General features: G+C 33.2%; 13 protein-coding genes. 8 read left to right on the top strand and 5 right to left on the bottom strand.

Annotation, left to right across the window (positions count from 1 at the left end; all coding sequences use genetic code 11):
- Positions 1-194 precede the first annotated feature (194 nt).
- A complete protein-coding gene (locus J2X17_RS08100) occupies positions 195-575 on the top strand; it encodes a DUF1573 domain-containing protein (RefSeq protein WP_310296384.1) in 381 nt (126 codons plus the stop codon).
- Positions 576-655: 80 nt separating this feature from the next.
- Here J2X17_RS08100 and J2X17_RS08105 read toward each other — a convergent pair whose 3' ends face one another.
- From J2X17_RS08105 to J2X17_RS08125, 5 genes are all read right to left on the bottom strand, one after another.
- The gene (locus tag J2X17_RS08105; RefSeq protein WP_310296386.1) at positions 656-1,132 is read right to left on the bottom strand and encodes a hypothetical protein; all 477 of its coding nucleotides are present in this window, start codon (positions 1,130-1,132) and stop codon (positions 656-658) included.
- Positions 1,133-1,235: 103 nt separating this feature from the next.
- Entirely contained in the window at positions 1,236-3,368 is a 2,133-nt protein-coding gene (locus J2X17_RS08110; RefSeq protein WP_310296388.1) for an OmpA family protein, read from the bottom strand.
- 10 nt (positions 3,369-3,378) lie between these two features.
- Complete coding sequence (locus J2X17_RS08115; protein WP_310296390.1) at positions 3,379-4,314, bottom strand: PorP/SprF family type IX secretion system membrane protein; 936 nt, start codon at positions 4,312-4,314, stop codon at positions 3,379-3,381.
- A 33-nt stretch (positions 4,315-4,347) separates the two neighbouring features.
- Positions 4,348-6,966 carry a gliding motility-associated C-terminal domain-containing protein gene (locus J2X17_RS08120; RefSeq protein WP_310296392.1) on the bottom strand — a complete coding sequence of 873 codons (2,619 nt, stop codon included), beginning with the start codon at positions 6,964-6,966 and terminating at the stop codon, positions 4,348-4,350.
- 137 nt (positions 6,967-7,103) lie between these two features.
- On the bottom strand, positions 7,104-8,429 hold the full coding sequence (locus tag J2X17_RS08125; protein ID WP_310296394.1) for an aspartyl protease family protein: 1,326 nt from the start codon (positions 8,427-8,429) through the stop codon (positions 7,104-7,106).
- A gap of 122 nt (positions 8,430-8,551) precedes the next feature.
- On the opposite strand from J2X17_RS08125, the gene J2X17_RS08130 reads away from it, so the two are divergent.
- The 7 genes from J2X17_RS08130 to lgt all read left to right on the top strand — a co-directional run bounded on the left by J2X17_RS08130 (position 8,552) and on the right by lgt (position 14,716).
- Complete coding sequence (locus J2X17_RS08130; protein ID WP_310296396.1) at positions 8,552-9,748, top strand: pyridoxal phosphate-dependent aminotransferase; 1,197 nt, start codon at positions 8,552-8,554, stop codon at positions 9,746-9,748.
- 154 nt (positions 9,749-9,902) lie between these two features.
- A complete protein-coding gene (locus J2X17_RS08135; protein ID WP_310296397.1) occupies positions 9,903-10,640 on the top strand; it encodes a hypothetical protein in 738 nt (245 codons plus the stop codon).
- A gap of 146 nt (positions 10,641-10,786) precedes the next feature.
- Positions 10,787-11,458 (top strand): GTP cyclohydrolase I FolE, encoded by a 672-nt coding sequence (gene folE, locus J2X17_RS08140; RefSeq protein ID WP_310296399.1) that lies wholly within the window; start codon positions 10,787-10,789, stop codon positions 11,456-11,458.
- A gap of 95 nt (positions 11,459-11,553) precedes the next feature.
- Entirely contained in the window at positions 11,554-11,919 is a 366-nt protein-coding gene (locus J2X17_RS08145) for a four helix bundle protein (protein WP_310296400.1), read from the top strand.
- Positions 11,920-11,975: 56 nt separating this feature from the next.
- Positions 11,976-13,454 (top strand): cysteine--tRNA ligase, encoded by a 1,479-nt coding sequence (gene cysS / locus J2X17_RS08150; RefSeq protein ID WP_310296402.1) that lies wholly within the window; start codon positions 11,976-11,978, stop codon positions 13,452-13,454.
- Between the two features lie 22 nt (positions 13,455-13,476).
- Positions 13,477-13,716 carry a membrane protein insertion efficiency factor YidD gene (gene yidD / locus J2X17_RS08155; protein ID WP_310296404.1) on the top strand — a complete coding sequence of 80 codons (240 nt, stop codon included), beginning with the start codon at positions 13,477-13,479 and terminating at the stop codon, positions 13,714-13,716.
- Between the two features lie 67 nt (positions 13,717-13,783).
- Positions 13,784-14,716 (top strand): prolipoprotein diacylglyceryl transferase, encoded by a 933-nt coding sequence (gene lgt, locus J2X17_RS08160; RefSeq protein WP_310296405.1) that lies wholly within the window; start codon positions 13,784-13,786, stop codon positions 14,714-14,716.
- Positions 14,717-14,835: the final 119 nt, after the last annotated feature.

Here is a 14,835-nt window from a genome sequence, read left to right on the forward strand (position 1 = left end):
TATTAGAAACTCTAATAATCATCAATCGATTGAACGAATTAACGATTAAACAATTAAACAAAAAAATTGGTTTAATTTTTGCAATTATAATTGACAGCAAAAGTAAATAATTAAAGACACTATAAAAAGCGAATTAATAATTTGTGTGTTAATTAAAAGAATGTATATTTACTTACAACTTAAAATAATTTCAAATGAAAAATGTTGCCTCTTTTCTTGCAATCGTATTGTTTAGTGCAATAGGTTATGCACAAAATGGCCCAAAAATTGAATTTTCGGCTCAGGACAATACAATTGATTATGGAAAAATTTCTAAAAGTGATAATGGAGTCCGCTCTTTTGAATTTACGAACACCGGAGATGCTCCCCTACTAATTATTGGTGCAGAATCTACTGTGAGTTCCATTATCGTTACCAAGCCAGCTGCTGCCATTTTACCTGGCAAAAAAGGAAAAATTGACGTAAAATACAATATGACTTCGGGTCCGATTCGTAAAACCATTACGGTTGAAACCAATGCCGTAAATTATCCTGATGGTCGCGTAGCCCTAAAAATTAAAGGTGAAGTTTTATAAAAAAATCAAAATCAAAAATCAAAAAGCCGTTTCTTCAAATGAAGAAACGGCTTTTTGATAATACGAAATATAAATTTTCCTTATTCGCAATGAATACTATTAAATTTATATTTCACTTTTTCAAAATCGATAGGTTTATCTTTCACTAAATAGGTAACTCCCATTGTGATTTGCATTTCGCCGTTACCCAAAATGAGTTGTTTATCACGTTTTAAAAATGCCATTGGGTTTTTGAACTTTGTGTTTTTATTTGCTGAATCAGTAAAAGTATAATCAACAAATAAAGTATCACCGTGGAATTCTCCGGCAAGTTCACCCGTTCTTACCGGTGCCTTGGCAACTTTCATTACCATATCTCCAGATATTTTTCCGTTTTTCAACGTATTCATTTGTAAGTCAATTGTATCATTTTCATAGATTGCTTTATAACACTCCGTTTTTACAATCTTTTCACCTTCAGCTTTGGCGGTTTCAAGTTCTTTTTGCTTTTCCTCATTTTTACAACTTTGAAATCCGATGCAGGCAAAAAGCAAGCAAAATATAACTGATTTTTTCATATTTAAATATTTTTTAGTTCTTTGATATTCTATAAAATTAAATAAAAAAGAAGCCAAAAAAAAGGCTTCTTAGTTAAAATTATAATTTTTGCTATTCTGAATTTTATAAATTCTTAATAACAAATTCGCTTCGTCTGTTCAATTCATGTTGTTCTTCTGAACACGCGTCGTCATTTTTACATTTGATAATTGGCACAGCTTCTCCGTAACCTTTTGCTGTAATTCTATTGGCTTTAATTCCAGACTGAATAATAAATTCTCTTGTCGAATTGGCTCTTTTTTGAGATAAATCTTCATTAAATTTAGCGTTACCCCTGGAATCTGTATGTGAACCTATTTCAATTACCATTTCAGGATATTTGTTCATTAAATCAACAACTCTGCCCAAAACAACTTTAGATTCTTTACGGATGTACCACATATTATAATCAAAATAAATAGGATCAGTTTTGATGACCAATCTGTCTTTATTATCTTTTACAACGTCTTTTTCTTCTTTTAAAATCTGATTAACTTTTTCTTTTTTCTTTGCTTCAGCAGCCACAATTTGATCAGCTTTCGCCTTTTTCGCAGCTTCATTTAAAGCGATAAGAGCCAATGCCTCCTTCTTCTTGTTATCATCAGCCAATTGAATTTCTTCTTTTCTTTTATTTTCAGCAATCTTTTGTTCTTCCAATTTAATGGCGTCTAAAGATTTTAGTGCCAAGGAACCGTCGTTTGAAGCATTTCTGGTTTTCCCGGTCATCAAAGATTTTGATTCATTGGTATATTTTTCCTTGAAAGCGACAATTGTATACGAACTTTCGCAGGTAACTGTAAAACTGAATTTTCCGTCCGCTGAAGTTGTAACAGTATTTAATGTCTTTTTAGAAGGATCCTGCAACATAACAGTGGCATTATCTAAGACTAAATTGGTATCGACATCTGTAATTGTTCCGGCAATAAACTGTTTACAATCTTCGACAATTAAATCTTTAATTTCCTTGAATTGGTAAATGTCGTCGTTTCCTTTTCCGCCTTCTCTGTTCGATGCAAAATATCCTTCTTTTGTATCTGAATCGATATTAAAAGAAAAATCATCTAAATTTGAATTTAAAGGCAAACCGATATTTACAGGTTTTGAATATTCATTTCCGTTAATATCTGAAACAAAAACATCAAGCGAACCATAACCTAAATGTCCTTCTGATGAAAAATAAAGTTTGTTATCCTTTGATGCAAAAGGAAATTGCTCTCTTTTATCTGTATTGATAATTGGCCCTAAATTTCGTGGAGTATCAAAAGCACCTTTATTGACATTCACGGAATAAATATCGAAAGAACCCAATGTTCCCGGCATATCAGAAGCAAAATACAATACTGTTTCATCAGCACTTAAAGCTGGATGTTCTACAGAATAATTGGGACTATTAAACGGAAGGGGCTTAATATTTGTCCATTTTCCTTCCACTAATTCGGCTTTAAAAATCTGAAGGTTCGAAATTTTCTGATCGTTCTTCTTTTTAGTTCCGTTTTTGGAATTATTACGCGTAAAATACATCGTTTTACCATCTTTTGTAAAAATAGCATTTGCTTCGTGCATTCCGGTTTTTAATTCATCTGCAAAATAAGTTACATTCGTAACAGGAGCATTAATTTCGGTTAACGAAACGGAAACCAAATTCAAATACGTTTCATTATCCCATTTGAATTTTTTATCAAACAATCCCGGTTTTAATTTTACGCCGGCAAAAACCAAATTTCCTTTGTATTTCACAGCTCCAAATTCGGAGTTTGGTGTGTTGATAGCTAGATTTTTAATATCAAATCTATTTCCGATTGCAGAAACGTTTTCGAGTTCTTTTACCGCTTTCTCAAAATAAATTGAATCATTACCATTGCCAGATTTTGCATAATATTCTTTCAAAGCAATATTCGCATCATCATAGCTATTGCTCGCTTTTAAAGTCTGGGCATATCTGAAATAATAATTACGATCTAAGCCGTTATTGTAGTTTTTAATTAAAAGTCGGTAATAACGCTGTGCCTTGATTAAATCATTGGTATAATAATAAGAATCGGCCAGGTTTTTAATAACTTCCTGCGAAGGCTTTTCTTCAGCCAGTTTTTCATATAAAACTATGGCTTCACTATAATATGTTTTATCGAAAAATCGTTTGGCTCTCACCAAATCTTTATCCTGGGCGTTTATAAACTGTATTGAAAATACGAATATAATAACGAGTAGTTTTTTCATATTTTTCATTTTAAAAGAATCTTGGTGATTTATCATATCCTTTTCCTAATAAATCTAAGTCAAAAAGCAGCATAATTTCGTGGGTTCCGGAATTAAACTGCCCTAAATTTGAAATGGTATAATCGTATGCATACCCTACTCTTAAAGATGGTGTTACATTGATATTACACAAAGCGCTGACAGCATCATTAATTCTGTAAGCTGCACCAAATTCGAACTTTTCATTGTATAAAACATTCGCCGTAATATCAAGAGAAATAGGTGCTCCTGTAACGAATCTTGACATGAAGGCAGGTTTCAGCTTTACCATATCACTGACCTGAAAAACATAACCAGCAGTTAAAAAAGTGTGAATTTCTTCAGATCCGTAGGCGTTTATACCCGACTTTTCTTCAATTTGCTTTGCTTTCAATAAATTCGGAGCTGATAATCCTACATAAAAATTATCTCTAAAGTAGTATGCTCCTACTCCAATATTAGGTTTGGTCGTATTTAGATTTTCAGCGAAAGCGGCATCTGTAGCAGCGCTGCCACTTTGTAATTGAAATCCATTAAAATTCGTTTGTAAAGCTGAAAATCCAGCTTTAAGTCCCAACGAAAGTTTATTTTGTCCACCCAGATTCAGTACATACGCAAAATCTGCATAAAAATTATTTTCTTTTTTAGCGCCATCCCCGATATCATCAGAAACTAATGATAATCCGACTTCGACTTTATCAGTCAAAGCAGCGTGTCCGAAAAATGTAAAGGTTTTTGGTGCTCCACTCGCGCCGACCCATTGCGTTCTGTACAACCCTCCGGTGCTAATCATGGCGGGAGTTCCTGTTGCATAAGCAGGATTGACTACACTCATATTGTACATATAGTGCGTATATTCTGGATCTTGCTGTGCGGAAATGTTGGTTATATACAAAAGGAAACTTATAAAGAGTATTATTTTTTTCATTTGAAAAATTATATTAAATGATGTGAAACGGAATTATCGATTTAAATAAATATGCCCTTGTTGAGGAGGCTTATTGTCTTTATTAAAATGGATAACATAAAAATAAACTCCGTTTGGAGCTACTCCGCCGCTAATACCTTTCGCTTCATAATTTATTCCGTCCCAGCCTGGCTTATCCTTGCCGCCTTTGTACATTCCGTTTCCGTATCTGTTGAAAATTTCGATAACATAATCCGGGTATACAAATTCAATATTGGGAATAACGAATACATCATTCACGTTATCTCCGTTTGGAGAAAATCCATCAGGAATAAAAAATGATTTTGGTTCATCACAATTTGTTAAGGAAACAACAACTTCGCGACTTTGTGATGAAGGACAGTTTGTTGTTGAAAAATCGAATCCGAAATATTTTCCGTTTTCAATCAAAGGAGTTGATGAAGGCAATAGATTTCCGTTCACTTCGGCATCATACCAAACTACTGTCGAAGGTGAATTTGTTTTACCGGATAAATCTGCAATTGTTGGATTTGTCAAACCACAAAAATTAGGCGTTTCTACCAATTCAGGTGCCGGTGTGTCGTTAATTTTAACTGTAACTAACGTTGGACTTGATGGGCATCCTAAAGCAATTTCTCTGACATAATAATTTTCATCTTTTAAAACATAAGAATCAGCAAGAGGTGTTGTTGCTGTAGCAGAAATGTACCATTTATATTGCGGCCCATTTGGAACTAAATCAGCAACAGTTGCTGCATCTACTTTACAAAATGGCTGCAATGGAGCTGCTACAGGTGTTGCAGGAATTGGCTTCACAAAAAAACCATCTGAAACATTACTTAAATCAACATCGCAAGTAGTTATATTATTTTTCAGATTATTAGCTGTAATTAATGTTGATCCTGTATTTGCAAGTAAATTTGAAGGAATAATAAATTTTGCACTTCCGTTTGTGACCGCTAAAATAACGGTTTGTAATGTGGACGAATTACTATCTGAAAGTGTATAAGAAAGTGTCGCATTCGTCAAATTCCCTAATCCAGTAACAGTAACAGGAAATTGGTCAGTGAAACAAAAATCATCTACCTGTACTTTCACACTTGCTGAAACTGGCAACGGATTGATAATTAAACTCCCCGCAGCATTCGCAATATTAGTACAGCCCGTATCTGAATTGGTAATTTTAGTAATAGTGATATTTGAAACGCCGCTTTTTACATTTAGATTTGCAGGAATTTCAAAGCTTGCAACACCACCAACTGCCGTTATATGCGCCGTTTGTCCTGTTGCAAAATTATCTCCTGTTACATTATAAACAATATCATATTCGCCGTCCAGTAATTTAGTGGCACCTGAAATTTTAATGGTGGCTTTCTTATTCTGACAGGTAGGATCAGGAGTTAATATCGCACCATCTAAATGAGGTAATGGATGGATTTTTAAATCGTATGACAAATTATTAATAATATTTAAACAAGCTTTTTTACTGGCTGTTGCAGCAATATTGGTAACATTTATATTAAATACACCCACTTGTTTGAAATACGAAGATTTTATCGGAAAACTAAGTTCACCGTTTACAAAGTTGGCAATTACCGTTTCTGATCCTCCATTTGGTCCGGAAACATGGAAAGTTACCTCATATTCTCCATTAGGAACAGGCTCAGGTCCTTTTGTGATTTTTGCTAAATAAGTAGCTGTAGGGATTTTGTCTTCACAAATATCCGATTCAACAATAATTTTTGCACCAGTAAAATCAAGCCTTTTTTCTAAAGTAATACTTATAACCGAAGTTTCATCAGGACAAATTCGATTGTCAGGATACGATAGCACGGTATAAGTATAATTGTATGTGCCTGCACCATAAACATCAAATACCTTTTGAAGATCTACATGATGATCACTTGTAGAAGTAAAACCAAAACCTCTCCATTCTCCTCCCAAATCTTCACCAGAAAGTAAAGTATGTAAATCAAAATCAGTATAACCACCTAAATCAGTATCTCCGCATAACAATAAATCTTGTGGATCTCCCGGTTCAGGAGCTCTAAAAATGGTTATGGTAACTTTTACTGAAGGTGATATTGGCGAACAAGCAGTTACTGCCGGAACAGTATATATAAAATCAAATGATCCGCTCAATCCTGTAATTGGAATTATCGCATCAACAATATCTCCCGAACTATTTCTCCATGTACCATTTGCATGAGGTCTCATTACAGTACTATTAAAAGCAGCAAAAAGATTGAATGTTTTTTTAGAACTACATTCGGTTGCATAAGGAGCGGGTACTCCGGCGTAAGCACCAATTGTAATTTCAACGGTAGCCTTATTATCAAGGCAACCTGTAACATCTGGGGCAGTATAGGTGTAATGATAAACACCCCCACTACGAATAAGTTGGGCGTTTAAAATTCCGTTAGTCTTATCCAGACCTTTTGAATTATTATCATCAGACCATGTTCCACCGGGAGTGGGTGAGCCGCCTAACAATGAAAATAATGATATTGATTGATGAATTGGATTTTCAATATCGCATATTTTTAAACTCCCATCATCACCTGCGCATTGCGCATTAAGTTTTGTGGGCAAAAAAGATAAAACAATAAAAAACAATATAAATTGTAAGAAATTAGTGTAGTTTTTAACCATAGACTATTATTTTTGATAAACATAGTCAAATAATAATAACTACACCAAAAAACTTAGTTTTCTTGTTAATTATTTGCAAAAAACTATAAAGATTAAAGCTTATAAAAATTCAATTCAATTTTAAATTTATTACTAATTTACAATTCATCTTCAAGCTTAAATCTAAATTTCAAAATCAAACTCTCACGTTCTACTTCCATATTAATCCATATATCTTCTTCAGATTTTAAAAGTGTATTTATTTGTTGTAACGTGTATTTGTAGGGCGTTACGTGATTAATACTAACAATAATATCGCCCTGTTTTAAACCACATTTTTCAGCTGTAGAATTTTTTCGAATATTTACTATTTCATAAACGGGTTTTAATAAAAATTTATATCTGAAATTATCATCTTTTTGCTTATCTCCATCTAATTCACTAGTTGATGTGGCCACTTGTACCGTTTCTAAATGAACTGTTTCCTGAACCCATTGCAAACCGTTATGTTGCACTGTAATTCCACTTTTATTATAGGTAAAGGGATCTGAGAATCTACTGTTTTTTTTAAGAAATAGCTTTTGATCCTGATAATCTAAAATGACGGTAAATCTTTTCAAAACTTCCCCGCCAACTGAACCTATACGCCCTGGAACCATCTTTACATTTCTAACAGATGTAGAATCAGGAAAAGCTACAATTGGTTTTTTAAAATCGAACTCATCAATAGAAAACTTTGTAATCTTTGCTCTGTGTCCCTCAACATCACCACTAAATCCTTTCCCTAAAAAGTCAGGAAAATTCTTTTTTGGCAATTTAATTTTATTATTTTCAAAAATCCAGAAAGCATCACTATTACCAATATCAATAAGTAATTTAGCAGGAACATTAACACTGTCAACTACCGCATTGGCACGAATATATGGTTTTGATTTTTCGATTGTAATCGGAATAGTTTTAAATTTTTTGTTTATTCTTTCTTGATTTTTTTCATTATTAGAATGAATGATAACCTTTTTCTTTTGATAATTAACTTCGACTAAATTATTTTTAAAAAATTGGTATCCAATAATTCCATTTACAGGAATGCCGATATGAGAAGACAAATTAAAACTTTGATCCAAAATAATATACAACAAATGATTATGCGATTTTAATCCATGTGTCTCCAACGTATTATTTGCCGATTTTAATCCTTCTATCTCTTCTTCACTTCCTAAACCTCTAAGTTTAATTTTTTCAACATTATTAAAACTTACTTCTTTTTTGTCTTCCATACTAAACAAAATAGTTTCCTCGACGCCTGAATCCAACAAGAAATTCAACTCGATCCCATTTACTTTTATCGGAATAAAAACAAGGTTATTGATTAGTTTAAAAGGAATAACCACCTTAGTCTTGTGGTCTTCGATTGAGAAATCACCTTGGCCCAAAAGTGAAAAAGGTATCAAAAGCCCAAAAAACAACATGAAATATTTTTTCATTGATAATATTTTACTATAAAATTAATAAAAATATTGATAATTGTTACATTTTCGCAAGACCCCATAATGTTTACGTTAAATTCGAAAAAAAAATGCAAATTTGCACTTCAATAATAAAACTCATGCCAACAATTTCACACAAAGGCAGAAACATGCCCGAATCACCGATACGCAAATTGGCTCCTTATGCAGACATTGCTAAACAAAAAGGACATAAAGTGTATCACTTAAACATTGGTCAACCGGATATCAAGACACCCGAAGTGGCCATCGAGGCGGTAAAAAATATTGATTTAACTCTTATAGAATACAGTCCGTCTGCCGGATATGAAAGTTATAGAAAAAAATTAGCCAAATTTTACCAACGTCAAAACGTAAATGTTAATTCAGAAGATATCATTATAACAACTGGTGGTTCTGAAGCCTTACTATTTGCACTCGCCACTATTACAGATCCGGGAGATGAAATTATTATTCCTGAGCCTTTTTATGCCAATTATCATGCATTTGCATCTTCAACAAGTGCAACCGTAGTGCCTCTTGTTTCGACAATCGAAACTGCATTTGCTTTGCCAGGTATCGAAGAAGTTGAAAAATTAATTACACCAAAAACAAAAGCAATCTTAATTTGTAATCCGGGCAATCCGACGGGTTATTTATATTCTGAATCAGAAATAAAACAATTAGCAGGTCTAATCAAAAAACACGATTTATATTTAATTGCTGATGAAGTTTATCGCGAGTTTTTATACGATGGAGATGACGTTCATTATTCTGTAATGAATTTAGAAGATGTGCAGCAAAACGTAATCATGGTTGACTCTGTTTCAAAACGTTACAGTATGTGTGGTGCCAGAATTGGTTGTTTAGTCACTAAAAACAAGGATGTTTTAGCAACTGTAATGAAATTTGCCCAGGCACGTCTGAGTCCGCCAACTATTGAACAAATTGCTTGTGAGGCTGCGATAGATACTCCGCAAAGCTACTTTGACGAGGTTATAGCTGAATATAAAGAGAGACGCGATACTTTAATTACCGAATTAAACAAAATTGAAGGTGTAATCGTAACCAAACCAAAAGGCGCTTTCTACTGCATCGTTCAATTGCCAATTGAAAATTCTGAAGATTTTGCACAATGGCTTCTAGAAAGTTACGATCTTAATGGCGAAACTGTAATGGTTGCACCCGCTGCCGGTTTTTATTCAACTCCGGGAATGGGATTGAATCAGGTTCGAATTGCTTATGTTTTAAACAAAAAAGATTTAGTTAAGGCTGTACACGTTTTAAAAGAAGCGCTTTTAGTTTATAATAAGAGATAATATTCAAAAAATATTTACTTCAAAATCTGTTTTAACTTAAATGTTGAAACAGATTTTTTTTTGTTCAGGGTTTCACTAAAAAACAAACTGGTAAAAATCTTCATAATCACATCTTTATTAGTAATTTAGCTGTAGCTTCTAAGACTTTTTTGACATGGAAAAGTTAACCGTGATATTGTTTTTCTTTCTATTTCCATCATCTGCTATTCAAAAGAACAGTATCGATGAAAAATTTAATTTTACTTCTCGGAGTACAGGAATAGAGCATTATAGACAAGAAATTAACCGCGCTTTTTCATTATTAAAAAAACAAAAAAGGATTATTGATTTAGAACTCAACACAAACGAAAAAGTACAAATTCTTTCTGTTGCTTTTCCGGAAATCATTCGATACGACGCTTATTCTGATTACTTAGAGACATCCTCAAACCGACTCTTATATGTAAATAAAGGAAAGGATGCTTCCGATTTTTCAACAGGGTATTTTCAGATGAAGCCGTCATTTCTGGAAGATTTAGAAAATTATGTGGCAAATAATGAAAGTTTAAAGTCATACAATTGGATTCTTATTCAACAGAAAAATGAAAAGGAGGTTCGCAAAGAAAGAATAAAACGATTAGAAAATTTTCAATGGCAGCTCAAGTACTTAAAAGTATTCTGGTATGTTGGTGAATATAAATATCAAAATATTGATTTTAAAACCCAAGAAGACAAGATTAGATTTTTCGCAACTGCCTATAACTACGGATTTACGAAACCTGAAAACGAAATAACAAAATATCAATCTGCAAAAAAATTCTCCCCCGGAGAAATAACTGATGCCGAGAAATTAGCGTTTGCAGATTTTTCAATTGATTTTATAAAGACATATGCTTATTTCTTTAACCAATAAATGAAAACAAAAACTGTTAATCAGTACTAATTTAAACTATATCTAAAAAGGATCGATTAAATAGTAAAAACCATAGAAAAGGTTTCCTTTTTATTAATTATCTTTACCCCCTTAAAAAGATATACCCATTATAATAGTAGTTTTTAATGATAAATAACGAAGATTTTTTAGACGAAATAGGAGACAATCATTTTAGCAGCAACGCAAAAAACCCTGTAAGACAGGATGCTTTTGACTTAACAGATGATGAAAAAATAGAAAAAATAAAAAAAGATGTCGAAAACATTCTACAAACTCTTGGAATGGATTTGACAGATGACAGCATAAAAGGTACTCCAAACCGAGTTGCCAAAATGTTTGTAAAGGAGATTTTTGGTGGTTTAAACCCTTCAAAACAACCAAAAGCTTCAACTTTTGATAATAATTACAAATATGGTGAAATGTTGGTAGAAAAAAACATCACAGTTTATTCTACTTGCGAACACCACTTACTGCCAATTATCGGCCGTGCACACGTAGCTTATATTTCCAGCGGAAGAGTTATTGGTTTATCTAAAATGAACCGTATTGTAGAATATTATGCAAAAAGACCTCAGGTTCAGGAGCGTCTTACTATGCAGATTGTTCAGGAATTACAAAAAGCTTTAGGTACTGAAGATGTTGCCTGCGTTATTGATGCCAAACACCTTTGCGTAAATTCAAGAGGAATTAAAGATATCGAAAGCAGTACAGTAACTTCTGAATTTGGTGGAAAATTTAAAGATCCTCAGACTAAAAGAGAGTTCTTGGATTATATTAAATTGGAAACTCAATTTTAGTTAAATCGGTAAATCGTTAATTTGTTTAATCGCTTCTTCACAATGCTTAATCTTCGATTAAACGATTAAACAAATCAACAATTAAACAGCAAAAAATGTATACTTTTTCTTTTGAAAAGCTAGAGGTTTGGCAAAATGCAAGATTGTTTATTTCGGATATTTATAAATTAACTAGTAAATTTCCATCAAATGAATTGTTTGGAATAACTTCTCAAATAAAAAGAAGTTCATCGTCTATTGCAACCAATATTGCCGAAGGAACTTCGAGAAATACCAATAAAGATAAGGCTCATTTTTTGACAATATCCTATTCATCAGCTATGGAAACTCTAAACCATTTAATTATTTCAAAAGATTTGAATTATTTATCTGACGTCGAATACATAGAATCTCGTGAGAAAATTGAAAAAATTTGCAACCAGATCAATAATCTAAAAAAGTATTATCTTTCAAAAGAATAACACAAAATAACCGATTAACCGATTAAACAAATCAACGATTAAACAATACACTAAATATGCCATTATATACAACACAGCCTCTAAAAATATACAATTCACTTTCGGGTGAAAAAGAAAATTTCAACCCAATTCATGAAGGAAATGTTGGAATGTATGTTTGCGGACCTACGGTTTATAGCAATGTACATTTAGGAAATGTGAGAACATTTATGTCTTTCGATGTAATATTCAGGTATTTTTTACATCTGGATTATAAAGTTCGTTATGTTCGAAATATCACCGATGTGGGACATATTGTAGATGATGTTGATGAAGGTGAAGATAAAATTGCCAAAAAAGCACGTTTGGAGCAATTAGAACCAATGGAAGTTGTTCAGCGTTATACGGTAGATTTTCATGACATTTTAAAGTCATTTAATTTCTTACCACCAAGTATTGAACCAACGGCAACTGGACATATTATTGAGCAAATCGAAATCATCAAAAAAATTATTGACACCGGAATCGGTTATGAAGCCAACGGATCTGTTTATTTTGATGTTGTAAAATATAACGAAACCAACAATTACGGAGTTTTAAGCGGCCGAAATATCGAAGATATGTTAGCCAATACCCGTGATCTTGATGGTCAGTCAGACAAAAGAAACCCACAGGATTTTGCGCTTTGGAAAAAAGCAGAACCAGAACATATCATGCGATGGCCTTCACCTTGGAGTGATGGTTTTCCGGGATGGCATTTGGAATGTACAGCAATGAGTACCAAATATCTTGGTAATCATTTCGACATTCACGGTGGCGGAATGGATTTGAAATTCCCACATCATGAATGTGAGATCGCTCAAAACGAAGCTTGTACAGGTCAATCTCCGGTAAATTACTGGATGCATGCCAATATGCTGACATTAAACGGAAAGAAAATGGCAAAATCGACTGGAAATAATATTTTACCAGGCGAAATTTTAAGCGGAGACAACAATATTCTAAGCAAAGCTTTTTCAGCATCTGTGACACGTTTTTTCATGTTGCAGGCACATTACAGAAGTATTTTGGATTTTTCTGATGATGCGATTGTAGCTGCTGAAAAAGGTTATAAAAGATTAATGGAAGCTGTTGATGCTTTGCCTGCTATTTCAACCAGCGCAACAAGTTCGATAGATATAGCTTCGTGGAAACAATTGTCCTACGATGCCATGAACGACGATTTTAATACGCCAATTTTAATTGCACAATTATTTGAAGCTGTTCGTTATATCAATTTATTAAAAGAAGGAAAAGAAACCATTTCTGCCGATGATCTAAAAACTTTTACAACTGCAATGAATGCTTTTGTTTTTGATGTTTTAGGATTAAGTGATGAGAAAGCCGCCGATAGCAATAACGATAAATTAGAAGGTGTTGTAAATATGCTTATCGGAATGAGAAATCAAGCCAGAGCAGATAAAAACTTCGCACTTTCTGACCAAATCCGTGATCAATTGATTGCTTTGGGTATTCAGTTGAAAGATGGCAAAGAAGGCACAACCTTTTCGGTTTAATAAATTTATTTTCTAATAAATCATGAAAGCCATAACCCCATTTGTTTTATTAGTCCGTTTTTACCAAACTGCAATTTCGCCATTTACACCCGCATCATGCAGGTTTGAACCCACATGCTCAAGCTACATGATTGAAGCACTGCAAAAACATGGACTATTTTATGGCGGTTACTTAGGAACGAAGCGAATTTTAAGCTGCCATCCCTGGGGAAAAACCGGCTATGATCCAGTTCCCGAAAAGAAATGTTCGCACAAACATTAACTTTTAATAAAGACTTACTCTGTTTTAAATATTTATTTTTACAACTAATAAAAAAATACAATACTACATGACACACGCCTTAAACCTCGTTTGGAACCCTTCAGAAGGAATCGATTTAGGATTTTTTATGATTCGCTACTACAGTTTAATGTTCGTAATCGCCTTTGGTTTAGGGTGGTACATAATGAAAAAGATTTTCGAACGCGAAAACGAATCCATAGACAAATTAGATTCCTTATTTGTTTGGACAGTTTTAGCAACTTTAATAGGCGCACGTTTAGGACATGTTTTATTTTACGATTGGGAATATTTCAGAAATCATTTACTCGAAATCTTTTTACCTTTTAAATTTGAACCAAAATTTGAGTTCACAGGTTTTCAAGGTTTAGCAAGTCACGGTGCTGCAATTGCAATCATCATTGCAATGTATTATTACAGCAAAATGATCCTAAAACGTCCAATATTATGGATTTTAGACCGCGTTGTTATCCCGGTAGCAAGTGGCGCAATCTTTGTCCGTTTAGGAAATTTTTTCAATTCTGAAATTATCGGACATGAAACAACTTCTGCTTTCGGAATCCGTTTTTTACATGACAAATTCAGTAAAGGTGAAGCTGTAAACGCAACTCAAATCGCAGATCCAAAAGAAGCTTACAATGCAATTGTTCACGATCCAAAATTTGCCGATTTATTAGCTCAGGTTCCTGCAAAACATCCAACACAATTGTACGAAGGATTTTGCTACATCTTTGTATTCGCAATCTTATTTTTCTTGTACTGGAAAACAAATGCAAGACTTAAATCCGGCTATTTATTCGGCTTGTTTTTAGTGCTTTTATTCGTTGTGCGTTTCGTTGTAGAATTTGTAAAAGAGAGCCAGGGCGGCTTCGAAAATGAGTTGGGTTACTTCTCAACGGGACAATGGCTAAGTATTCCATTTATAATTATCGGAGCTTTCTTTATCATTAGAGCACAAAGAAATCCTTTAGCAACGTCTTAAAAATTTATAATTTAATATAGTAATGCCCGATTTGTATCGGGCATTTTTTTTTGCACTAAACTGAACCATTTCAATTTATGATAAGGCTTTTATAATTTTTTAGAAGCAGAAATTATCGT

It is taken from the genome of Flavobacterium aquidurense, assembly GCF_031458035.1.
Lineage (GTDB): Bacteria > Bacteroidota > Bacteroidia > Flavobacteriales > Flavobacteriaceae > Flavobacterium > Flavobacterium aquidurense_C.